The following is a 19,261-nucleotide window of genomic DNA, read 5'->3' as shown; positions in this document are numbered from 1 at the left end:
CCTATCATAGTATCGCGAATTGAGTCGCGTTCGGCTTCAGCTTCTGCTGAGATGGCGCCATGCGGGATCAGCATTTCGACGAGCCGGTTCGGGTCGCGCTCGGCCGATCGGGGAACATCATCTTTACCGTCGAGCGCGTTGCCCAGGCGGCCGACATCCTGCTCAATCGCTGGCCGGCCAAGACGGGCCGCTTTCACATTGCCGCCCGCAAGGCCTGCCTTGCCGCGCTGGAAGGGGTGAAGGAGGCCCGCTGCGCCCGTGCGGCGTTTATCAATGCGGCAATCGAGGCCGACATCCTGGTCGAGCGCGACAGGGTCGTCTAGCGCAGCGGCGAGATCAGCCTGGATGTCAGGCGGCGTAGCCGCCATAGCCGCGAGCGACCGGCTTGACCGAGATGATCGGCGCGGCGGCAGGCCACAGCACGCCTGCCGTGACGGCAAAGGTGATCAGGGCATCCCGCGCGGCTTCGGTCGAGATCTCTCCGGCACTTGCCGCCTCACACGCTTTCACGGCCGCGCCGTAGCTCAGGCGACGGCGCGACGGCGGAAATTCGGTCAGGAACTCATGCATTTCGGAGAGCGAAGCGAGCATGCGCTTGTGGCCGGCCCCAACGGTGACGGCAACTGGGGTGAAGAACATCCTGTCGTACATTTCTGGCCTCTCGAATTGGGCGGAGGTGACGGCGGTCGCCGCTCTCCGATCAGGGTCGGACGCCGGGAAACGTCGATGGCGGCCTCAGGTTCCAAAAATATCGAGATTTTTTCACTGGTGACATTCAGGTCAAACGACATTCGTCGGTCGGCGCCGGCAAGACTACTTCCACATGCCGCGCATGCGGGCGCCGAGGTCGACCCGCACCTGCGGCTGCCGGCGCGGATCGTCCGTGGCTTGCACACTGGCCCATGACGTCTGTTCGAAGGCGCCGAGGATCGAGGCCGGGATGAAGCGGGTGCGCGAGGCATAGACGTGGCGGTCGCCGCGCGCCGCCTGGCCGTGGGTGAAAAAACGCTGCGGCGTCACCAGATGCAGGCCTTCCTTGGCCCGCGTCATCGCGACATAGAGCAGCCGGCGCTCTTCATCGATGTCTTCCTTGGTGCCGACGCCGAGATCGGCTGGGATGCAGCCATCGACGGTGTTGAGCACGAAGACGTTCTTCCACTCCTGGCCCTTGGCCGAATGGATGGTCGACAGGATCAGATAATCTTCGTCGCGATGCGGCGGCCCGGCCTGGTCGCTGGTTGCGTCCGGCGGGTCGAGCGTCAGTTCGGTGAGGAAGCGCTCACGCGAAAAATAGCCGGCGCCGATCTGTTCCAGCTGCAAAAGATCGGCCCGGCGCGTCGTCGCGTCCTCATGCATGCGTTCGAGATGCGGCTCGTACCAGAGGCGCACCTGTTCAAGATCGGCGGGCCATTTCGCGCCGGCGCGCAAGCCGGAAAACAAGGCGACGAATGCCGGCCAGTCCTGAGCGGCGCGTTGCGGCGGCCGGTAGCGGGCAAGACCCATCGCCTCGTCGAGCGACGTTGCCATGGTTTCGACGATCTGCGACGCCGCCGAAGGACCGATGCCGGGCAAAAGCTGCAGCACGCGAAAACCGGCGACGCGGTCGCGCGGGTTTTCGGCAAAGCGCAGCACCGCCAGCACATCCTTGACATGGGCGGCATCGAGGAATTTCAGCCCGCCGAATTTGACGAACGGGATGTTGCGGCGCGTCAGCTCGATCTCCAGCGGCCCGCTGTGGTGCGAGGCGCGAAACAGCACGGCCTGCGCGATGAGCGCCGTGCCGGCCTCGCGTTCGGCCAGGATTGCCTGGCAGACATAGTTCGCCTGTTCGGCCTCGTCGCGCACGCTGACCAGCTTTGGTTTTTGCGACGATTTGCGTTCCGACCACAGGGTTTTGGTGAAGCGCTCCGAAGCCTCGGAGATGACCGCATTGGCTGCGGCGAGGATGGTCTCGGTCGAGCGGTAGTTGCGTTCCAGCATGATGACATCGGCCGGCTGCGCGAACTGCTGGGGAAAATCGAGGATGTTGCGCACTTCCGCCGCCCGAAAGGAATAGATCGACTGCGCGTCGTCGCCGACCACCGTCAGCCCGGCGCCGTCCGGCTTCAGCGCCGTCAGGATCGAGGCCTGCAGCCGGTTGGTGTCCTGGTATTCGTCGACCAGCACATGGTCGAAGCGCTGGCCAAGATGTGCCGCGATCTCCGGCTCGGCGGCCATCTGCGCCCAGTAGAGCAACAGATCGTCGTAATCGAGCACGTTCTGTGCCTGCTTGGCCTCGACGTAGCTGGCGAACAGCGTCTTCAACTGGTCGGCCCAGCCCGCGCACCAGGGAAACGCCGACCCCAGCACCTCACCAAGCGGCGCCTGCGCGTTAACAGTGCGCGAATAGATCGCAAGGCAAGTCCCCTTGGTCGGAAACCGGCTCTCCGTCTTTGAAAAACCGAGCTCGTGGCGGGCAAGGTTCATCAGGTCGGCGGAATCCTCGCGGTCGTGGATGGTGAAGGCCGGATCGAGGCCGATCTCCAGTGCGTAGTCGCGCAGCAGCCTGGCGCCGATGCCGTGAAAGGTGCCGGCCCAGCTCAGCGCATCGGTGATGATGGAGGCATCGCGGCCCAGCACCTCGCCGGCGATGCGCTGGACCCGCTTGGCCATTTCCGATGCGGCCCTGCGCGAAAATGTCATCAACAGGATGCGCCTGGGATCGGCGCCTCTTACGATCAGATGCGCGACGCGATGCGCCAGCGTGTTGGTCTTGCCCGAACCCGCACCCGCGATCACCAGCAGCGGCCCGGCAATCTGGCCGTCGCCATGTTCGACCGCCAGCCGCTGCTGGTCGTTCAGCTTGGCGAGATAGGCCGGCTGGAAAGTCGAATCACTGATGGCAATGGTCATCGCTCATCAAGCATCGTTTCCGCTTTGTTCGCAACCGGGGCAGCGTTGGCGGAGCGGAGAGCCGAGAAACGACACGGCTGGCTAGCGCCTCGGCTCCACACCCATCGCCGCCGACTGCCGCCGCAGCGCCTCGCGATTGGCCTGTGCCGGCATCAGCAGCGGATCGACATTGCCCGGCACGTCGTCGATCAGCTGTTTGGTGACGCGATAGGCCACATAAGCGATGGTTCCGGCGATGAGCAGACGGATCATGATTGCAACCTCCATTGGTTTAGACCAACCGGGGAGGCGGCGTTTGGTTCCGCGATTGCCTTGCAAGATCGAGCCCGCGCAACCAAATCGGGCGCCGCCTCGTTTGTCCTGCGAGGAGGTTGTGATGAAAAAGCTCTCGATCTTGCTCGCACTGGTGGCGGCGCTGGCTGTCGCGAGTTGCGACAACAATGTTCCGCCGACCAACGCCGCTGGTGTCGATCAAAACCTTCAGGTCGCTCCCGTGCTCAAGCCGGCAACAGGTGAACCGGCGACGCCACCCGCGCAATGACGATCGGGGGGCAGGGTGGGGAAGGAGGCCGGCGCCGCTTGGGAGGTTGCCTGATAGCGCCGGCCAGGCGGATATCAGGTCCGCCGCGCGGCAGAGGATAGCTGAGTCTTTCCCTTGCGTCATGGTGCGATTGCGGACGGTCGTCTGACCGTTCGCAGCAGGGTCAAGCCCCGAGAAAACCGGGCAACGCGGCGGCCTGCTTCACCCAGCTCGCCATCTGCGCCTCGTCGAGTTCGTCGCCTTCGCGAATGTCGATGTAGCGCGTGTCCTTGCTCTTGCTGGCGCCGGGCGGGACCGGTCGCAGCGACGTGCCGCGGAAGAAGGTCACTTTGACGTAGTGCGTGAAGCAATGGACGCCGAGGAACCAGCCTTGGCATTCCATGCCGTACAAGGGCGAGTTCCATTTGACGGCCTTGCGCACGTCGGGGAGGGTACGCACGATGAGCGCGTCGAGGCGGTGCCCGACATGCCGTTTCCAGCCTGGCATTGCCGCGATGTAGGCCTGCACAGGGGCGTCGCCATCCGCCTTCGCGATCTGAGGGTTGCCGCCCGAGAGGAGCTTCATAGGCTCGGCCTTCGCGCCTGCCTTCGGCAGCGCTTGGCACCTTCCCCAACACGCTTCATGTCGTCTGCTGCTGTACCTTCGCTCGCGTGCCCGCTGGCGCTTTCTTTTTCGATTTGGCCTGATTGAAATCAATGGCGGCGCGGACGAGATTTTTCAGAGCCTGCCCATCAATCTCATCACCCTCGAAAACATCGATGGCTCGCCACACCTTGCCACCAAAACCGGCGTTGAAGAGCTTGTCGGGATCCGCGAGGCTCGCGCCATGGGAAAAGGTGAGCTTCACCTTGTCCTTGTGGGCGTTGCCGACCGCGATCATTCCGTCGCGAGACCACACCGGGCTTCCCATCCACTTCCATTCCTCGATGATACCAGGGTCGGTTTCGAGGATGCTCTTGCGGATGGCGGCGAGCTTTTTGCCACGCCAGTCCGAGAGCCCGGCGATCAACTGGTCGATTTGTTGTGATGGGTTCATCGTAGGCCTCGAATTCTCGTCTCTCGATGCGATTTGCCTGCGGCGAATTTCGCGATTCCCGCAGCCTCGCCGTCGGTCTTCCCAGGCGTCTTGCCTGCCATCGCATTCAGGCGCCGGCGCGCCGCTCGCCACGCCATTTGGTGGCATAGGGTAGCACGAACATATAGAGCCCCGTGAACAGCAGCAGGAAGAGCGGCAAGAGCGGCGCGTAGACCACCCAGGCGGGAGGCTGCCCCAATCCCATGGCGACGAAGTTGGCGATGACGGTCACCGTAAAGGCGATGGACAACCAACGGTGACTCTGCCGGATCCAATTGCTCCAGTTCAATGCAACCTCCTCTAAGAAACGAACGGGCTCGACCTACCAGCGCGCCAGCTGGGTGATCTGGATGAGGTTGCCGCAGGTGTCGTTCAGCTGGGCGATGGTCGAGCCGGTCACCTCGGTCGGCGGCATGGCGAACTCGGCGCCTCGCGCCTTGATGCGCTCGTAGTCGCCCTTGACGTCGTCGGTAAAGAACATGACCGCGGGCTGACCTTGCTGAAATATGGCTTGCTGGTAGGCCTTGGCCGCCGGGTTGTCGTTGAGCGCGAGTTGCAGCTCGGTTCCATCAGGCTCGTCCGGTGAGGCCACGGTCAGCCAACGATAGGGTCCGTTGCTGAAATCGGCCTTTTTGGCAAGGCCCAGCACGTCGGTGTAAAAGCGCAGAGCGTTTTCCTGGTTGTCCACATACACGCTGGTCAACTTGATCTTCATTGCTATTGCTCCGTTGTCAGGTTCGGGTGTGCCGCTGTGGAGACAGGGCTTGGGCTCTGCCGGCAGACTTCACTCTGTCCGCGCCAGGACCTGCTCCAGATTTGCAAAGAACTGCCGCCACCCGGCATGGGCGCCGCCATAGGCTTGCTTCTGATCCGGCCGAAAGCCCGACTGCTCCATGCGCAGGTGAGTCCCCGCGATCGTTGGCGTGAGTGTAAAGGTCACCACGCTCTCCAAATTGTAGGCGGCATCATCGTGCGCAAAATTCCAGGTGTAGGAGAGCGTCTTGTTCGGCTCGACGGCGAGGACCTCGCAGTCCAGCACGCCGCCCCAGTCTCCGGTCAGATTGAAACTGTGGCCCACGACAGGCTTGAAATCGTTCTTCATCAGCCACTCCGCGATGAGGTGCGGTTGCGTCAGCGCGCGCCAGATCTTTTCCGGTGGATAAGATATTTCACGTTCGACAACGACCGAACGCCTTTGCGTCGCGGTGTTGCTCATTGGTCCATCCTTTTCAGCAGGTCTTCGAGGTCGTCGAACCGGCTTTCCCAAAACCCGGCCATCTCACTTGTCCAGTCGAGCAACGGTGCAAGTGCGTTGAGCTGCGCGCTGTAGTGGGTCTGTCGTCCTTCATGGCGGTCGCGCACCAACCCGGCCTGCCTCAGCACGCCGAGATGCTTCGACACGGCCGGTTGTGAGACCCCGGACTGCGCCGTCAGAGCCCCCACTGTCTGTTCGCCCTGCCGGCACAGGCGCTCGAAAATCCCCCGACGCGTCGGATCGGCCAATGTTCTGAAGAGCATATCGTGAGCGTTCGTCATTTGAGATCGATAACCCGCTGGCTATTGATTGACGTATAACCGCCGAGATATATGTGAGTCAAGCGAGAACGTCGGACGGCGCATGATTCTTGTCAGATGCGGGGCATACCGGGTGGCTGGTGGCCCCGCCTCGGCGAGCACTTTTTCAAGCTGCCGTCTCGTCTTCAACTGCAGCATCGCCTTACGCCAGGCCACTCGCAGCTCTCAACTTCAGATTTTCTTTGGTTCGTCGCATCTTGCCGGCAGGCAATCAATCCAATGCTGACTTAAGCAGCTGGCTGCCGAAGGCGGTCGCCGTTTAGCCGCTGATCTCGAGATCCAGATGGCTCTGCATCATCGCCGCCTCGGTCATCACCCAGTGCTTGAACAGCGCCACCTTGCGTGCGGCAAGCATCTTGTCCGGGCAGACGAAATACCACCCGGCCGTATTTGGGTGGTGGATGGCGAACGGAGCGACCAGCCTTTCGGCGAGGATGTCGCTGGCTATGTAGGCGCGGTTGGCCACGGCAAATCCCAGCCCGGCATTGGCCGCCTCGTAGGACATCATGCACGAATCGAAGAAGATGCTCCTGGCTTCTTCGAGTACGGAGCTGGCGCCGGCGAAGCCGAGCCAGGATTCCCAATTCTGGGTGCAGGTGTCGGAATGCAGAAGGGTGAAGTATCTGAGATCGTCCGGTGTCACTTTCGACAGCGGCTTGTGGCCGAGAACCTGATGGAAGAGTTTGCGGCTGCACACCGGCGTCAGGTCTTCCCTGAACAGCAGCTCGGATTGCAGGTCGGGAAAGCTGCCGTCGCCATAGCGGATTTCGACATCGAATTCGGACGTCGCGAATTCGTGCGTCGCATAGGAGGTGGCTATGCGCATCTCGATCTCGGGATATTGCTGCTGGAACAGCGGCAGGCGCGGAAACAGCCAGCGCGTCGCAAATGTCGGCAGCACCGATATTTTCAGCACATGTTCCTGCGACTGCCCGGTCGCTTCCATGCTCGCCGCGACGATGCGCTCAAGCGCTTCGCGAACCCGCGACACATAGGTCTCGCCCTCGGGCGTCAACGAAACGGCATTGCCGCCGCGCAGGAAAATCTTGAAGCGCAGCTGGTCCTCAAGGCTTTTGACGCGCTGGCTGACCGCCGAAGCGGTTATGAACTGCTCTTCGCCGGCTCGCGTAAAATTCTTATGCCGCGCAGCACTCTCCACGATTTTCAGCGAATTGAGGTTGACCTGACTGAGCAGACGCACGGGTTTCGACCTTAAGCTTGGCTTACGGTAGCACCAGCATTCCTAATTTTACAGGGGGGGCTAATTTATTCAACTGTCATTTAAGTCCCGCCCCCATCCTGGAGAAGTAACATGAACGCACATAGCATTCCCGAATTGCGTTACGCGATGAGTCGTGAAGCCATCATCGGTCACGAAACCGCCTGGAAGATTTCGAGCTTCGGCGTCGCGCAGTATCGCCATGGCTATGATCCCGCACTGCTGGCCGCGATCGAGGAGGCTGCGCTGAAGCTCAAGAGCAGCCACGCCGTTCACAAGCATCTCGATCTCACCTTCATCACCGGCGCCGACCGCTTCATCCCGGAGATCAAGGAACTCCTGCATGACAAGCTGCGTCTGGAGCGGCTGTCCGACATGATGGGCACGAAGCTGGAGCCGTATCCGCTGTCGATCGTCGGCTCGACCGTCACCTTCATGAATCCCAGGGATGGCGCCGTCGACTGGCATTGCGACGGCGTTCCGGTCACCGAACTCATTCCGCTGTCGATCAGCGACCCGCTGGTCGGTGGCCATCTCGAAATCTACTGCGACGATTCGGAAACCGGCCGTGCCATCCTCGAAACCGGCCGCGAGATCCCGCGTAACCGCGTCATGCGCATCGACCACAAGATGAACTACGCCACGCTTGGCCAGTTTCTCGGCGTCCTGCATCGCACCGCCCCCATCCAGCTTGGCGAGCGCGTCACATTGGTGCTCAACCAGCGCTCGGTGGCCAAGCCCTATGTCGACGACAACCGCATGTTCTATCTTGCCGCCGACAACGATCATGACCGCGAATGGGTCAACGAACTGGCCGAGGATGTCTGGACCAACCAGCTGCCGGCCTATCGCCGGTTCGAAGAGGAACGTCCGGTGCCGGTAGCCACGGACGCGCCGGTTTCGGGCGGGGCAAGAGACACATGGTAGCCAAATCCGCGCTGGTCTTTGCCGCCGGCGCGGTCGCCTTGTGGTCGACCAACGCGCTGGTCGGCAAATCCTTGCTGGCAAACTATCCGGTATCGCTGGTGCAGTTTCTGCAATTCGTCGGAGCGGCACTGGTCTTCGTCTTTATCCGCACGTTGAGCCGGGAGAACGTCCGGCCGGAAAATGCACCGCAGGAAACAGCCTTGGCGAAGGCCACACTGGTGCCGGTCGCTGTCGGCTTCATCGGCCTGGTCGGCACGATGGTGCTGCAATACATCGCTTTCGCCTCGATGCCGGTGATCGAAGCCAATCTCGTCGCCTACACCTGGCCGTTGATGGTCGCGGCGGCGGTGATCGTCCTGGAACATCCGCGACGCCCGGTGCTGCTCGGGCTGACCGCCGCGCTTGGTTTTGTCGGCGTGGCGCTGGTGATTTCCGGCGGCCGCGAAGAATCCTGGTTCCAGGGCAATCTCATCGGCTACCTCGCAGCCTTCGGTTCGGCGCTGTGCATGGCCTTCTACTCGATTGTCGTCGGTCGGCTTGCCGCTTCGCCGGACCGTCTGCTTTTGCCATCGGCCCTCATCGGTGTGGTTCTGACGCTGCTGTGGTGCGTTCATGACGGCATCGTCTGGCCAACTGGTGCGGATCTGCTTCTGGGGCTTTATCTCGGGGCCGGTCCGATGGGGCTCGGCTACTACTTCTGGTCGCGTGCCCTCAAGCTCGAAGGTGGCGGCAAGGTTGCGGTCGTCGCCTATCTCACGCCGATCGCCTCGACACTTCTGCTGACGCTGTCCGGCGAAAGGCTGACGATGACGGCGATTGCCGGTGCCGTCCTCGTCATCGGCAGCTGCATTGCGGTGGGCGTCGAACGCTCGGAGGCTGGAAACCATGCTTGACGACGATGAACGGCTCGCCAGACAGGAAGCGTACTGGCTGATCAGGGAGTTCGGTGCCGAGGCGCCACTCTATGCCGCAATGAAGGCGGAAAAGGCGATCGAACAGAGAGATTTCGGTCGCTGCGCCCATTGGAAGCGTATTCTGGAGATACTGGCCGACTCCAGTCCCGCCAAGTCTGCGGATTCAAAGTCTGCCGCTGCCAAGTATTAGATTTTCTAATTTGCACGGCCCGAGTCTTCGGTAGAAACATCGTCTCGTTCCGAGTCTTGATGGTTTACTGAGATTTGGGCGTCCCGTTGGGGGGATGAATTTGAATCGATACATCAAGAAAACTCTAGAAAAAGTCGGCGATTTACAACCGACGGGAGAAAAAGAATGTCTGGTATCGACAACAAGACAGCTATCGAACTAACCGCCGACATCGTCTCTGCCTATGTCGGCAACAATCCGCTTCCGGCATCCGGCCTGCCGGATTTGATCGCCAGCGTCAGCGCATCTGTTCGCAAGCTGGGCAGCATCGCCGAGGCGGAAAGCGTAACCCTCACTCCAGCCGTCAACCCGAAGCGGTCGGTGTTTCCCGACCACATCATCTGCCTGGAGGATGGCAAGAAGTTCAAGTCGCTGAAGCGGCACCTCAGCACCGACCATCATCTGAGCCCGGACGAATACCGGGCCAAGTGGGGTCTGCCGCCGGACTACCCGATGGTGGCGCCAAACTACTCCGCCACCCGCTCGGCGCTGGCAAAATCCTCGGGGCTTGGCCGCAAGCCGGCCACGCCTGCCGCTGCAGCCAAGGTGACAAAACGCAAGGCAAAAGCCTGAGCGCCCGACGACCGCTGAAAAGCGGTCGTCGCTTGCAAGACCAGTTCATAAACGGCGCGCTGTCGGCGCGCCGTTTTCATGCGTCATACGGCCAACCCGGAGCGAACTTGTTCGTCTCTTGGCCCGCAAGGCCTTGCGAAGCGCCGGTCTCCCGTGCAAAAGCGCCGCTATGCTTGTTATTTCAGACCTTTCGCTCCGCATGGCCGGACGCCTGCTTCTCGACCATGCCTCGCTGACTTTGCCGGCCGGCACCAAGGCCGGGCTTGTCGGTCGCAACGGCACCGGCAAGACGACGCTGTTCAAGGCCATCACCGGCGACCTCGCTTCCGAGACCGGTTCGATCAGCCTGCCCAAGAACACCCGCATCGGCCAGGTGGCGCAGGAGGCGCCGGGCACTGAGGATCCGCTGATCGAGATCGTGCTCAAGGCTGACCTTGAACGCTCGGCTCTGCTCGAAGAGGAAAAGACCGCCACCGACCCGCACCGCATCGCCGACATCCACATGCGATTGGCCGATATCGACGCGCACTCGGCCGAGTCGCGCGCCGCCACCATTCTCGCCGGCCTCGGCTTCGACGATGCGGCGCAGCGGCGCCCGGCCTCGTCCTTCTCCGGCGGCTGGCGCATGCGCGTGGCGCTCGCCGCGGTGCTGTTTTCCGAACCGGACCTTTTGCTGCTCGACGAACCGACCAACTATCTCGATCTCGAAGGCACGCTGTGGCTGGAAAACTATGTGTCGAAATACCCGCACACAGTCTTGCTGATTTCGCACGACCGCGACCTGCTCAACCGCGCCGTCAACTCGATCGTCCATCTCGACCAGAAGAAGCTGACCTTCTGGCGCGGCGGCTACGACCAGTTCGAGCGCCAGTACACCGAGCAGCGTGAGTTGCAGGAAAAGGGCCGCGTCAAACAGGAAGCCGCGCGCAAGCATATGGAGTCCTTCGTCGAGCGCTTCCGCGCCAAGGCTTCGAAGGCCAGGCAGGCCCAGTCGCGCATCAAGGCGCTGGAGAAGATGAAGCCGATCGCGGCAATCGTGAACGACACGGTGCGGCCGTTCTCCTTTCCCGAGCCGGTGAAGACCGTGGCCTCGCCGATCGTGGCGCTGAACAACGTCAATGTCGGCTATACCGAAGGCCAGCCGATCCTGAAGAAGATGACGCTGCGCATCGACGCCGACGACCGCATCGCGCTGCTTGGCGCCAATGGCAACGGCAAGTCGACCTTCGCCAAATTGCTGTCCGGCCGGCTGAAGCAGGAGAGCGGCACCATGACGGTGGCGCCCGGGCTGAAAGTGGCGATCTTCGCCCAGCACCAGCTCGACGATCTCCGCCCTGAAGAAAATGCCTATGAGCATGTCCGCCGGCTGATGCCGGAGGCGCCGGAATCCAAGGTGCGCGGCCGCGTCGCCCAGTTCGGACTGACGACCGAGAAGATGAACACCGCCGCCAAGGATCTTTCCGGCGGTGAGAAGGCGCGGCTGTTGATGGGCCTGTCGGCCTTCGAGGGGCCGAACCTGTTCATCCTCGACGAGCCGACCAACCATCTCGATATCGACAGCCGTGAATCGCTGATCCATGCGCTGAACGAATTCCCCGGCGCCGTGATCCTGATCTCGCACGACCGCCATCTGCTCGAAGCGACTGCCGACCGGCTGTGGCTGGTCAAGGATGGTGCGGTCAATCCCTATGACGGCGATCTCGAAGACTACAAGACGCTGGTCACCGGCGTGTCCGGCGACCGCCGCGGCAAGCGCGAGGCGGAAAAGGCGTCAAAAGCCGACCGCCGCCGCGATGCAGCGGCGCGCCGCGCGGCCTTCGAGCCACTGGCCAAGGAAATCCGCGCCACCGAAGCGCTGATGGACCGCATTCGCAAGCGCATCGACGGCATCGAGGACGAGCTTTCCAATCCGGCGGTCTATGAAAAGGACCCGTCGACCGCGACGCGGCTGGCCAAGGAGCGCTCGCAATTGGCCCAGACGCTGGCCGGCCACGAGGAAAAATGGCTGTCGATGTCGGCGGAGTATGAGGAAGGCACGGCGGAGTAGGGGAGCGTGATCTCCCCCCTCGTGGGGGAGATGCCCGGCAGGGCAGAGGGGGGCGCTGTCCCACCAGCCTGTCAAATGTTCGCAAGCGGCCGACCGTTGGATTTTGGTCAGAGCAGGTTCAAACCAAGGTTGGCGATCCTTCGCGCCCCCCTCTGTCCTGCCGGACATCTCCCCCGCTTGGGGGGAGATTGGCTAATCATCTGGCCCTACACGCCACATTCGGAACCAGCTAACCTCACCCCATGAACCAGCACGCCAAGCTCAGAATCGGCCATTCGGCCTGTCCGCATGATTGCCCGTCCACCTGCGCGCTCGAGGTCGAGCTGCTTGACGACAAGCGCATCGGTCGCGTCCATGGCGCCAAGGCCAACACGTACACCGCAGGCGTCATCTGCGCGAAGGTTGCCCGCTATGCCGACCGCGTCCACCATCCCGACCGGCTGCTGAAGCCGCTGATCCGCGCCGGTGCCAAGGGCGAGGGTGCCTGGAAGGAAGCGAGCTGGGAGTCAGCCCTCGATCTCGTCGCCGAAAAATTCATCGCGGCTGAGGCAAAATACGGCTCGGAGACCGTGTGGCCTTACTACTATGCCGGCACGATGGGGCTGGTGCAGCGTGACGGTATCGATCGGCTGCGGCACGCGAAAAAGTATTCCGGCTTCTTCGGCTCGATCTGCACCAATCTGGGCTGGACCGGCTGGATGGTGGGGGCGGGCGCTCTGCGGGGTCCCGACCCGCGCGAGATGGCTAAGTCCGACTGTGTGGTGATCTGGGGCACCAATGCCGTGGTCACCCAGGTCAATGTCATGACCCATGCCATCAAGGCGCGCAAGGAACGCGGCGCGAAGATCGTCGTCATCGACGTTTATGAGAACGCGACGATGAAGCAAGCCGATCTCGGCCTGGTGCTGAAGCCTGGCACCGACGGCGCGTTGGCCTGCGCGGTCATGCATGTGCTGTTCAGGGAGGGGATGGCCGACCGAACCTACCTCGAAAAATACACCGACGACCCGCAGGGGTTGGAAGCGCATCTCGGGACAAAGACGCCCGAATGGGCCGCCGACATCACCGGGCTATCGGTCGCCGAGATCGAGGCCTTCGCCCGCCTCGTCGGCACGACCAAGAAAACCTATTTTCGTCTCGGCTACGGCTTTGCGCGTCAGCGCAACGGCTCGGTCAACATGCACGCGGCGTCCTGCATCGCCGCGGTCACCGGCTGCTGGCAGTATGAAGGCGGCGGCGCCTTCCATTCCAATTCGGGCATCTTCAAGCTCAACCAGGACCTGCTGGAAGGCACGAAGATGCGCGATCCCAGTATCCGCCATCTCGACCATTCGCGCATCGGCCCGGTGTTGACGGGTGCTGCGGACGCGCTCTATGGCGGGCCGCCGGTGACGGCGATGCTGATCCAGAACACCAATCCGGCCAATGTCGCGCCCGAGCAGCGGCTGGTGAGGCAGGGTTTCTTGCGCGACGACCTCTTCACCTGCGTGCACGAGCAGTTCATGACCGACACGGCCAAACTAGCCGATGTCGTGCTGCCAGCGACGATGTTTTTGGAGCATGACGACGTCTACAAGGGCGGCGGCAACCAGCACATCACGCTGGGACCGAAGCTGATCGATCCGCCGGAAGGGCCGCGCACCAACCATTTCGTCATCGAGGAACTGGGAAAACGCCTCGGCGTCGCCGACCGGCCAGGTTTTGGCCTGACCGAGCAGCAACACATCGACATCATTCTCGGCAAACGCGGGCTGGGCAGCTTCGACAGCTTGAAGGAAGAGAAGTGGGTCGACCTGCAGCCGGATTTCGACACCGCGCATTTCATCAATGGTTTCGGCCATGCGGACGGAAAGTTCCGCTTCCGCGCCGACTGGACCGGGCAGGCGGCACCCAACCGGCCGCCAAAAAGCATGGGCCTGTTCGGGCCGGTCGACCAACTGCCGGAATTTCCCGATCACGTCGACCTGATCGAGGTGGCGGATGAGACGCACCCGTTCCGGCTGACGACATCGCCGGCGCGCAATTTCCTCAACTCGACCTTTGCCGAAACGCCGGTGTCGAAGGCCAAGGAAGGCCGCCCGGAACTTTTGTTGCATCCCGACGATGCGGCAGCCCTTGGGCTCGGCGATGGCGGCCGCGTCGAGGTCGGCAACACGCGCGGCGAAGTGGTCCTGCACGCCAAATTCTTCGACGGCATCAAGCGCGGCGTCGTCATCGCCGAAGGCATCTGGCCCAACAGCGCCCATGAACGCGGCGAGGGCATCAATGTGTTGACCGGCGCCGATGCGCCTGCGCCCTATGGCGGTGCGGCACTGCACGACAACAAGGTCTGGCTCAAGGCGCTGGATTGAATCATCTTCGTAGGGTTAGCTCCTATCTTGTTGGTTAAGCCCGACCTTTCCAAACCGGAGGCGTGTTGCCCCAACCCCTCAAGATAGCCATCGCCGGCGCGCTCGGCCGCATGGGCCGGGAGATGGTGGAAGCCGTCGAGGCCGATGCGCGGCTGGCGCTCACTGCCCGCTTCCATCGGCCGGGCACAACCGGCGAGGGGCTGGTCGGGCGCGACGAGGCGCTTGTCCTTGCCGACGTCGTCGTCGACTTCACCACGCCGGCCGCGTCGGCAGAGCTCGCCAGGGTCTGCGCTGAGCGCGGCGGGCCGGCGCTGGTGATCGGCTCGACCGGTTTCGACGACGCTGAATTGGCCGCTATTGCCGCTGCCTCGCAGACCGTCGCCATCGTGCGCTCCGGCAGTTTCTCGCTTGGGCTCAACGTGCTGGTCGGGCTGGTCGAGCAAGCGGCGAGGGCGCTCGATCCGCAGACCTGTGACATCGAGATTTTTGAGGCACACCACCGACAGAAGATCGATGCGCCGTCGGGCACGGCGCTGATGCTGGGCGAGGCCGCCGCCAGAGGCCGCGCCGTCGAGCTGGATGCCGTCGCCAGGCGAGCCCGCGACGGCATTGTTGGTGCACGCCCGACTGGCGAGATCGGCTTTGCGGTGATGCGCGGCGGTGGCATCGTCGGCGAGCACAGTGTCAGCTTCTGCGCCGATGGCGAGGTGCTGACGCTGAGGCACTCGGCCAGCGACCGCTCGATGTTCGCCAGTGGCGCGATCGCCGCCGCCCTTTGGCTGGCGGGCCGCCCGCCCGGCCAATACGACATGCGCGACGTGCTCGGGCTCAACAAAAAGGCAGCACGCTGACCGCGAATCCCTCTCGAGGTTGCGATGGTCGCAGCGCCACTTGTACGAAATCGAACCATTCGGTTCGATTTATGTTGACGCACTGTATCGTGTTCTGTGAACGACGGCCGGCGATTGGCCGCGTCATATAGCCAGTGCTATAAGCTAACCACATGATATCTCGATAGAAAATTGTGGCCGCAGCGTCATTTAGCGAATTTCAAGATCGAACCGAACGGTTCGGTTCACACATTTTCGTGATTGGTAATGGCACCAGGCAGGCCCATCTCGGGGTGGTCCGAGCGACGCGAATTCCTCCCAAGGCACGCCACTTGATGGACAGAACATTGAAAATACTGGAGCACTTAAAATGACAAAGATCGCTCTTACCGCCGCCGCCGCCATCCTCGTCGCCACGGGCGCCGCTTTTGCCAACGGCAGCGACCACTATGGCGACAACAACCAGCCGGTTGCCAGCCAGTTGTCTTCTTCCTACATCGACCACTCGTTCACCGGCTCGATTGTGAAGTCTGAAAAGGCACAGGGTGACGCCAATGCCAATGTTCCGGCGCAGTCCGGCCGAGGCATCTGGGGCCGTTGATTCCACTAAATCTTCGACCACAAAGAGCGGCGGGCTTGGCCCGCCGCTCTTGTTTTTTGCAGCCTATGCCTCGTTCCATCCAGACTTGAACCACGCCAGATCGAAGAGTCTACCCCAGATCCTTCGGTCTGAGGCCCAGATCCTTCGGCCTGAGGCAATGCGTCAGCCGCGCCTCGCCGAAGGCGAGTTCGGTCCAGTCGGTGCCAATGACGAAACGGGCCAGCGCCGCGGTCGGGAATTTTTCCGCAAGCCGGTTCACCGCCGCCCCATCCGATTGCGTACCGGCAAGGCGCCGCGCGAATTCTTCCAGCCCGGGATTGTGTCCGAGCACCAGAACCGTGTTGGTCGCGGCACTTGCCTTGCCTACCTCGGCGAGAATGTCCACCGCCGTCGCTTCGTAGAGCGCCTCGGTAAATTCGACAGGCGCTCCCATGGGCAATTCGGCCGCCACCAGCCGCCATGTGTCACGCGTGCGCAGCGCTGGTGAGACCAGTGCCAGATCGGGCAGCCAGCCGCGCCTGGCCAGTTCGCGCCCAACCAGCGGTGCCGCTTTCAGCCCGCGCCCGGACAGCGCCCGGTCGAAATCGGCAAGTCCGGGATCGTCCCAACTCGACTTGGCGTGGCGCAGGAGGAGCAGCTGTTTCATCGACTAAACTCAGGACCAGGGGATGTCAGGTTGAAGGTCTCTGCCTTACCACCACCATGCTTCATACCCGTCGCCGTATCGAAAGCCGCCATCAAAGATGAACAGGCCTACACGCCTTTCATCCTTATCTCATCTGACGGAAATGTCCGCTTCGGTGATGGCCCAAGGGCCTGATAGAATGTGGATTGCATCGATGACTGGGCCCGCCGGATTTTGGTAAAGGTAGAAATATGCTGTGGCGTTTTGCTGATTTCCAGTCTCGTCATATTCGAACACGCCAGCCAGATCGCCTCTTGCCCGGATTGCGCTGTCGAAAACGTCCATCGGTCCGCTCGGTTCTTCAAAATAGCGCTGAAACGTCGCGCGCGCCGCGCACGATGCGGACGATCTCGACACGCTCGTCGGCAAGGCGATACTGCACAAGATAGTTGCCGATCGTCAGCGCCCGCGCCTTGGCACCGATATCCGGCCTTCGCGGGCCGGATTCAGGGAAGGTTGCCAGCTGCAGGATGCGCTCCGCGATGGCGTCCAAAAAGCGGTCGGCGGCGAGCGGGCTGTCCTGAGCGATGCCAAACCAGATCTCGATCAGATCGTTTTCGGCCGCCGGGCTGCGGACGATGCGGATATCAGTCATTCTGCTATTTTTTGGCGACTTCGCTCAACCGGCTGCGGGCTTTCAGCTTGATGTCATCGATATCGAAAGGCGCAAACGGACCACTCGCCAACCCCTCCGTCCAGGCTTTACGCAGCCGCTCGGCTTCCGCTTCGCGCAAGGGCTGTCGAAGCCGCCATTCTCGCAGCGCCTCGCGGATGACTTCGCTTGCCGACCCGTATTGCCCGCTGGCCACGGCGCCCTTGACCATGTCCAGCAGTTCCGGGGAAAGCGCTACGCTGACTTTTTCGACTGTCGCCATCAACCTGTCTCCTTCTGAAGATGGTAGCAATATTTGCTACCATCTTCAAGTTTGGAGGTTTCGGGTCGGTCTCTCAGGGCGTAATTCGCGCCAGTTGCTCGAGATCGCGCTCTTCGCGCAGCGGGTCGGGCGCCATCACCACCGAGGTGCCGTTGTCGGCATCGTCGGCGAAGTGGGCGAGCACGGTGCGGCCGCCTTCCATGCGTGCCTTGCCTTCGGCGACCAGCCCCAGCGCCAGCGGATAGAGCCGGTGCTCGGCCTTGAGCACGCGAGCGGCCAAGGTATCCTCATTGTCGCCGATCATTACCGGCACAGCCGCCTGGGCGATGATCGGGCCGTCATCCATGTCGAGGGTGACGAAATGCACCGTGCAGCCATGAATGCGGATGCCGGCGCGCAGTGCCCGCGCATGCGTATCCAGGCCCTTGAAGGCCGGCAGCAGGGCAGGGTGGATGTTGACCATGCGCCCCAGCCACTTCTCGACGAAACGGGCACCCAGGATGCGCATGTAGCCGGCCAGCGCCACGATCTCGGCGCCGAACCCGACCAGGGCCGCGTCGATTGCCCCGTCATGGGCTTCCTTGCTGGCATAGTCGGAGCGCTGGATGACCTTGGTGGTGATGCTGCGGGCCGCCGCGATGCCGAGGCCGGCGGCATTGGCCCGGTCGGAAATGACGCCGACGATCTCTGCGGGATAGGCCGGGTCGCTGGCCGCCGCGATCAGCGCCGTCATGTTGGAACCGCGTCCCGAAATCAGCACAACGGTGCGTTTCTTGTTCATAGGCCGATCGAGCCCCGATAAATGACGCCGGCATCGCGGCGCGGCACGATGCGGCCGATCGGCGTTACCGTTTCGCCGGCCTCCTGCAGCACGGCGGCGACTTGTGCGGCCTGGCCGGAGGTGACGACGAGGATCATGCCGACGCCGCAGTTGAAGGTGCGCATCATCTCTTCCGGTGCCACGCCGCCGGTCTTGGCCAGCCACGAGAACACCGCCGGCACTTCTATCGCGTCGAGGTCGAGTTCGGCGGAAAAGTCTTTCGGCAGCACGCGCGGAATGTTTTCGGGAAAGCCGCCACCGGTGATATGGGCCAGGGCCTTGATGCCATGCGTGTTGCGAATCGCCTTGAGGATCGACTTGACATAGATGCGCGTCGGCTCAAGCAGAGCCTCGGCCAGTGTCGCCTCATCGTTGAAAGGCGCCGGGTCGTTCCAGGCAAGGCCGCTGACGCCGACGATGCGGCGCACCAGCGAAAAACCGTTGGAATGCAGGCCGGATGAGGCGAGGCCGAGCAAAACGTCGCCCTCGACAATGTCGTCGGTCGGCAGAAGCTGGCCGCGTTCGGCGGCGCCCACGGCAAAGCCGGCAAGGTCGTAGTCGTTGCCGTGATACATGCCGGGCATTTCCGCCGTCTCGCCCCCGATCAGCGCGCAGCCGGCCTGCCGGCAGCCTTCCGCGATGCCGCCGACGATCGAGGCCCCCTGGTCGGGATCGAGCTTGCCGGTGGCGAAATAGTCGAGGAAGAACAGCGGCTCCGCACCTTGCACGACGATGTCGTTGACGCACATGGCGACGAGGTCGATGCCGATCGTGTCGTGTTTTCCCGCGTCGATGGCGATCTTCAGCTTGGTGCCGACGCCGTCATTGGCGGCGACCAGTACCGGGTCGGTGAAGCCGGCGGCCTTGAGATCGAACAGGCCGCCAAAGCCGCCGATCTCGCCATCGGCGCCCGGCCGGCGCGTGGCGCGCACCAGTGGCTTGATCTTCTCGACCATGAGATTGCCGGCATCGATGTCGACGCCCGCCTCGGCATAGGTGAGCCCGTTCTTGCGCTTGGCTGTATCGCGCTTCGTCATGTCCGGCTCGTCGCTGTTTCCCTTGCGGGCTCTTCGCATGAACAGTTTCGGTCTGCAAGGATAACGGCC

General features: G+C 62.6%; 26 protein-coding genes. 10 read left to right on the top strand and 16 right to left on the bottom strand.

The window, feature by feature from the left end; all coding sequences use genetic code 11:
- The first annotated feature begins 59 nt into the window (after positions 1 to 59).
- Positions 60 to 323 (top strand): DUF982 domain-containing protein, encoded by a 264-nt coding sequence (locus tag AC1D0N_RS23625; RefSeq protein ID WP_477248195.1) that lies wholly within the window; start codon positions 60 to 62, stop codon positions 321 to 323.
- Positions 324 to 348: 25 nt separating this feature from the next.
- Here AC1D0N_RS23625 and AC1D0N_RS23620 read toward each other — a convergent pair whose 3' ends face one another.
- From AC1D0N_RS23620 to AC1D0N_RS23610, 3 genes are all read right to left on the bottom strand, one after another.
- Positions 349 to 651, bottom strand: a complete 303-nt coding sequence (locus AC1D0N_RS23620; protein ID WP_477248193.1) for a DUF982 domain-containing protein — start codon at positions 649 to 651, stop codon at positions 349 to 351.
- A gap of 162 nt (positions 652 to 813) precedes the next feature.
- Positions 814 to 2,892: an ATP-dependent helicase gene (locus tag AC1D0N_RS23615; protein ID WP_477248191.1), complete on the bottom strand. Its 2,079-nt coding sequence runs from the start codon at positions 2,890 to 2,892 to the stop codon at positions 814 to 816.
- Between the two features lie 81 nt (positions 2,893 to 2,973).
- A complete protein-coding gene (locus AC1D0N_RS23610; RefSeq protein WP_477248189.1) occupies positions 2,974 to 3,144 on the bottom strand; it encodes a hypothetical protein in 171 nt (56 codons plus the stop codon).
- A 124-nt stretch (positions 3,145 to 3,268) separates the two neighbouring features.
- On the opposite strand from AC1D0N_RS23610, the gene AC1D0N_RS23605 reads away from it, so the two are divergent.
- Positions 3,269 to 3,433: a hypothetical protein gene (locus tag AC1D0N_RS23605; protein WP_477248188.1), complete on the top strand. Its 165-nt coding sequence runs from the start codon at positions 3,269 to 3,271 to the stop codon at positions 3,431 to 3,433.
- A gap of 163 nt (positions 3,434 to 3,596) precedes the next feature.
- Here AC1D0N_RS23605 and AC1D0N_RS23600 read toward each other — a convergent pair whose 3' ends face one another.
- From AC1D0N_RS23600 to AC1D0N_RS23570, 7 genes are all read right to left on the bottom strand, one after another.
- Positions 3,597 to 3,998: a DUF1801 domain-containing protein gene (locus AC1D0N_RS23600; RefSeq protein ID WP_477248186.1), complete on the bottom strand. Its 402-nt coding sequence runs from the start codon at positions 3,996 to 3,998 to the stop codon at positions 3,597 to 3,599.
- Between the two features lie 55 nt (positions 3,999 to 4,053).
- The gene (locus AC1D0N_RS23595) at positions 4,054 to 4,470 is read right to left on the bottom strand and encodes a DUF1801 domain-containing protein (protein WP_477248184.1); all 417 of its coding nucleotides are present in this window, start codon (positions 4,468 to 4,470) and stop codon (positions 4,054 to 4,056) included.
- Between the two features lie 106 nt (positions 4,471 to 4,576).
- Positions 4,577 to 4,798, bottom strand: coding sequence for a hypothetical protein (locus AC1D0N_RS23590; protein WP_477248182.1), 222 nt, complete (start codon positions 4,796 to 4,798; stop codon positions 4,577 to 4,579).
- 33 nt (positions 4,799 to 4,831) lie between these two features.
- Positions 4,832 to 5,224 carry a VOC family protein gene (locus AC1D0N_RS23585; protein ID WP_477248180.1) on the bottom strand — a complete coding sequence of 131 codons (393 nt, stop codon included), beginning with the start codon at positions 5,222 to 5,224 and terminating at the stop codon, positions 4,832 to 4,834.
- Between the two features lie 69 nt (positions 5,225 to 5,293).
- Positions 5,294 to 5,725, bottom strand: a complete 432-nt coding sequence (locus tag AC1D0N_RS23580) for an SRPBCC family protein (RefSeq protein WP_477248178.1) — start codon at positions 5,723 to 5,725, stop codon at positions 5,294 to 5,296.
- Positions 5,722 to 6,045 carry an ArsR/SmtB family transcription factor gene (locus tag AC1D0N_RS23575; protein ID WP_477248176.1) on the bottom strand — a complete coding sequence of 108 codons (324 nt, stop codon included), beginning with the start codon at positions 6,043 to 6,045 and terminating at the stop codon, positions 5,722 to 5,724. The genes AC1D0N_RS23580 and AC1D0N_RS23575 overlap by 4 nt, the downstream gene beginning before the upstream one ends.
- 298 nt (positions 6,046 to 6,343) lie before the next feature.
- Positions 6,344 to 7,285 carry a LysR substrate-binding domain-containing protein gene (locus AC1D0N_RS23570; protein WP_477248174.1) on the bottom strand — a complete coding sequence of 314 codons (942 nt, stop codon included), beginning with the start codon at positions 7,283 to 7,285 and terminating at the stop codon, positions 6,344 to 6,346.
- Between the two features lie 111 nt (positions 7,286 to 7,396).
- Between AC1D0N_RS23570 and AC1D0N_RS23565 the strand changes: the two genes are divergently transcribed.
- From AC1D0N_RS23565 to AC1D0N_RS23530, 8 genes are all read left to right on the top strand, one after another.
- Entirely contained in the window at positions 7,397 to 8,230 is an 834-nt protein-coding gene (locus AC1D0N_RS23565; RefSeq protein ID WP_477248172.1) for a hypothetical protein, read from the top strand.
- Positions 8,224 to 9,123, top strand: a complete 900-nt coding sequence (locus AC1D0N_RS23560; RefSeq protein ID WP_477248170.1) for a DMT family transporter — start codon at positions 8,224 to 8,226, stop codon at positions 9,121 to 9,123. Before AC1D0N_RS23565 ends, AC1D0N_RS23560 begins: the two co-directional genes overlap by 7 nt.
- Positions 9,116 to 9,334 carry a hypothetical protein gene (locus AC1D0N_RS23555; protein ID WP_477248168.1) on the top strand — a complete coding sequence of 73 codons (219 nt, stop codon included), beginning with the start codon at positions 9,116 to 9,118 and terminating at the stop codon, positions 9,332 to 9,334. The genes AC1D0N_RS23560 and AC1D0N_RS23555 overlap by 8 nt, the downstream gene beginning before the upstream one ends.
- Before the next feature lie 165 nt (positions 9,335 to 9,499).
- Complete coding sequence (locus AC1D0N_RS23550) at positions 9,500 to 9,946, top strand: Ros/MucR family transcriptional regulator (protein ID WP_477248166.1); 447 nt, start codon at positions 9,500 to 9,502, stop codon at positions 9,944 to 9,946.
- A gap of 169 nt (positions 9,947 to 10,115) precedes the next feature.
- Positions 10,116 to 11,993, top strand: a complete 1,878-nt coding sequence (locus tag AC1D0N_RS23545; protein WP_477248164.1) for an ABC-F family ATP-binding cassette domain-containing protein — start codon at positions 10,116 to 10,118, stop codon at positions 11,991 to 11,993.
- Between the two features lie 242 nt (positions 11,994 to 12,235).
- The gene (locus tag AC1D0N_RS23540) at positions 12,236 to 14,344 is read left to right on the top strand and encodes a molybdopterin oxidoreductase family protein (RefSeq protein ID WP_477248162.1); all 2,109 of its coding nucleotides are present in this window, start codon (positions 12,236 to 12,238) and stop codon (positions 14,342 to 14,344) included.
- A 65-nt stretch (positions 14,345 to 14,409) separates the two neighbouring features.
- A complete protein-coding gene (gene dapB / locus AC1D0N_RS23535) occupies positions 14,410 to 15,195 on the top strand; it encodes a 4-hydroxy-tetrahydrodipicolinate reductase (RefSeq protein WP_477248160.1) in 786 nt (261 codons plus the stop codon).
- A gap of 349 nt (positions 15,196 to 15,544) precedes the next feature.
- A complete protein-coding gene (locus AC1D0N_RS23530) occupies positions 15,545 to 15,775 on the top strand; it encodes a DUF680 domain-containing protein (protein ID WP_477248158.1) in 231 nt (76 codons plus the stop codon).
- 109 nt (positions 15,776 to 15,884) lie between these two features.
- On the opposite strand, the gene AC1D0N_RS23525 is transcribed toward AC1D0N_RS23530, so the two are convergent.
- The 6 genes from AC1D0N_RS23525 to purM form a co-directional block, all read right to left on the bottom strand.
- Positions 15,885 to 16,421, bottom strand: coding sequence for a SixA phosphatase family protein (locus tag AC1D0N_RS23525; protein WP_477248156.1), 537 nt, complete (start codon positions 16,419 to 16,421; stop codon positions 15,885 to 15,887).
- Between the two features lie 129 nt (positions 16,422 to 16,550).
- Entirely contained in the window at positions 16,551 to 16,745 is a 195-nt protein-coding gene (locus tag AC1D0N_RS23520; protein WP_477248154.1) for a hypothetical protein, read from the bottom strand.
- 16 nt (positions 16,746 to 16,761) lie between these two features.
- Positions 16,762 to 17,055: a type II toxin-antitoxin system RelE/ParE family toxin gene (locus tag AC1D0N_RS23515; protein ID WP_477248152.1), complete on the bottom strand. Its 294-nt coding sequence runs from the start codon at positions 17,053 to 17,055 to the stop codon at positions 16,762 to 16,764.
- 4 nt (positions 17,056 to 17,059) lie between these two features.
- Complete coding sequence (locus AC1D0N_RS23510) at positions 17,060 to 17,335, bottom strand: type II toxin-antitoxin system ParD family antitoxin (protein ID WP_477248150.1); 276 nt, start codon at positions 17,333 to 17,335, stop codon at positions 17,060 to 17,062.
- Between the two features lie 73 nt (positions 17,336 to 17,408).
- Positions 17,409 to 18,116 carry a phosphoribosylglycinamide formyltransferase gene (purN, locus tag AC1D0N_RS23505; RefSeq protein ID WP_477248148.1) on the bottom strand — a complete coding sequence of 236 codons (708 nt, stop codon included), beginning with the start codon at positions 18,114 to 18,116 and terminating at the stop codon, positions 17,409 to 17,411.
- Complete coding sequence (purM, locus tag AC1D0N_RS23500; RefSeq protein ID WP_477248146.1) at positions 18,113 to 19,192, bottom strand: phosphoribosylformylglycinamidine cyclo-ligase; 1,080 nt, start codon at positions 19,190 to 19,192, stop codon at positions 18,113 to 18,115. Before purM ends, purN begins: the two co-directional genes overlap by 4 nt.
- Positions 19,193 to 19,261: the final 69 nt, after the last annotated feature.

It is taken from the genome of Mesorhizobium sp. P2_E10 (genome assembly GCF_056404235.1).
This window is presented reverse-complemented; position numbering and strand designations above follow the sequence as displayed.

What these genes read in the sequence shown, in the direction of transcription:
- AC1D0N_RS23625 (WP_477248195.1), top strand. Translation starts at nt 60, where the DNA reads ATGCGGGATCAGCATTTCGACGAGCCGGTTCGGGTCGCGCTCGGCCGA.
- AC1D0N_RS23620 (WP_477248193.1), bottom strand. Translation starts at nt 651, where the DNA reads ATGTACGACAGGATGTTCTTCACCCCAGTTGCCGTCACCGTTGGGGCC.
- AC1D0N_RS23615 (WP_477248191.1), bottom strand. Translation starts at nt 2,892, where the DNA reads ATGACCATTGCCATCAGTGATTCGACTTTCCAGCCGGCCTATCTCGCC.
- AC1D0N_RS23610 (WP_477248189.1), bottom strand. Translation starts at nt 3,144, where the DNA reads ATGATCCGTCTGCTCATCGCCGGAACCATCGCTTATGTGGCCTATCGC.
- AC1D0N_RS23605 (WP_477248188.1), top strand. Translation starts at nt 3,269, where the DNA reads ATGAAAAAGCTCTCGATCTTGCTCGCACTGGTGGCGGCGCTGGCTGTC.
- AC1D0N_RS23600 (WP_477248186.1), bottom strand. Translation starts at nt 3,998, where the DNA reads ATGAAGCTCCTCTCGGGCGGCAACCCTCAGATCGCGAAGGCGGATGGC.
- AC1D0N_RS23595 (WP_477248184.1), bottom strand. Translation starts at nt 4,470, where the DNA reads ATGAACCCATCACAACAAATCGACCAGTTGATCGCCGGGCTCTCGGAC.
- AC1D0N_RS23585 (WP_477248180.1), bottom strand. Translation starts at nt 5,224, where the DNA reads ATGAAGATCAAGTTGACCAGCGTGTATGTGGACAACCAGGAAAACGCT.
- AC1D0N_RS23580 (WP_477248178.1), bottom strand. Translation starts at nt 5,725, where the DNA reads ATGAGCAACACCGCGACGCAAAGGCGTTCGGTCGTTGTCGAACGTGAA.
- AC1D0N_RS23575 (WP_477248176.1), bottom strand. Translation starts at nt 6,045, where the DNA reads ATGACGAACGCTCACGATATGCTCTTCAGAACATTGGCCGATCCGACG.
- AC1D0N_RS23565 (WP_477248172.1), top strand. Translation starts at nt 7,397, where the DNA reads ATGAACGCACATAGCATTCCCGAATTGCGTTACGCGATGAGTCGTGAA.
- AC1D0N_RS23560 (WP_477248170.1), top strand. Translation starts at nt 8,224, where the DNA reads ATGGTAGCCAAATCCGCGCTGGTCTTTGCCGCCGGCGCGGTCGCCTTG.
- AC1D0N_RS23555 (WP_477248168.1), top strand. Translation starts at nt 9,116, where the DNA reads ATGCTTGACGACGATGAACGGCTCGCCAGACAGGAAGCGTACTGGCTG.
- AC1D0N_RS23550 (WP_477248166.1), top strand. Translation starts at nt 9,500, where the DNA reads ATGTCTGGTATCGACAACAAGACAGCTATCGAACTAACCGCCGACATC.
- AC1D0N_RS23545 (WP_477248164.1), top strand. Translation starts at nt 10,116, where the DNA reads ATGCTTGTTATTTCAGACCTTTCGCTCCGCATGGCCGGACGCCTGCTT.
- AC1D0N_RS23540 (WP_477248162.1), top strand. Translation starts at nt 12,236, where the DNA reads ATGAACCAGCACGCCAAGCTCAGAATCGGCCATTCGGCCTGTCCGCAT.
- AC1D0N_RS23530 (WP_477248158.1), top strand. Translation starts at nt 15,545, where the DNA reads ATGACAAAGATCGCTCTTACCGCCGCCGCCGCCATCCTCGTCGCCACG.
- AC1D0N_RS23525 (WP_477248156.1), bottom strand. Translation starts at nt 16,421, where the DNA reads ATGAAACAGCTGCTCCTCCTGCGCCACGCCAAGTCGAGTTGGGACGAT.
- AC1D0N_RS23520 (WP_477248154.1), bottom strand. Translation starts at nt 16,745, where the DNA reads ATGGACGTTTTCGACAGCGCAATCCGGGCAAGAGGCGATCTGGCTGGC.
- AC1D0N_RS23515 (WP_477248152.1), bottom strand. Translation starts at nt 17,055, where the DNA reads ATGACTGATATCCGCATCGTCCGCAGCCCGGCGGCCGAAAACGATCTG.
- AC1D0N_RS23510 (WP_477248150.1), bottom strand. Translation starts at nt 17,335, where the DNA reads ATGGCGACAGTCGAAAAAGTCAGCGTAGCGCTTTCCCCGGAACTGCTG.
- purN (WP_477248148.1), bottom strand. Translation starts at nt 18,116, where the DNA reads ATGAACAAGAAACGCACCGTTGTGCTGATTTCGGGACGCGGTTCCAAC.
- purM (WP_477248146.1), bottom strand. Translation starts at nt 19,192, where the DNA reads ATGACGAAGCGCGATACAGCCAAGCGCAAGAACGGGCTCACCTATGCC.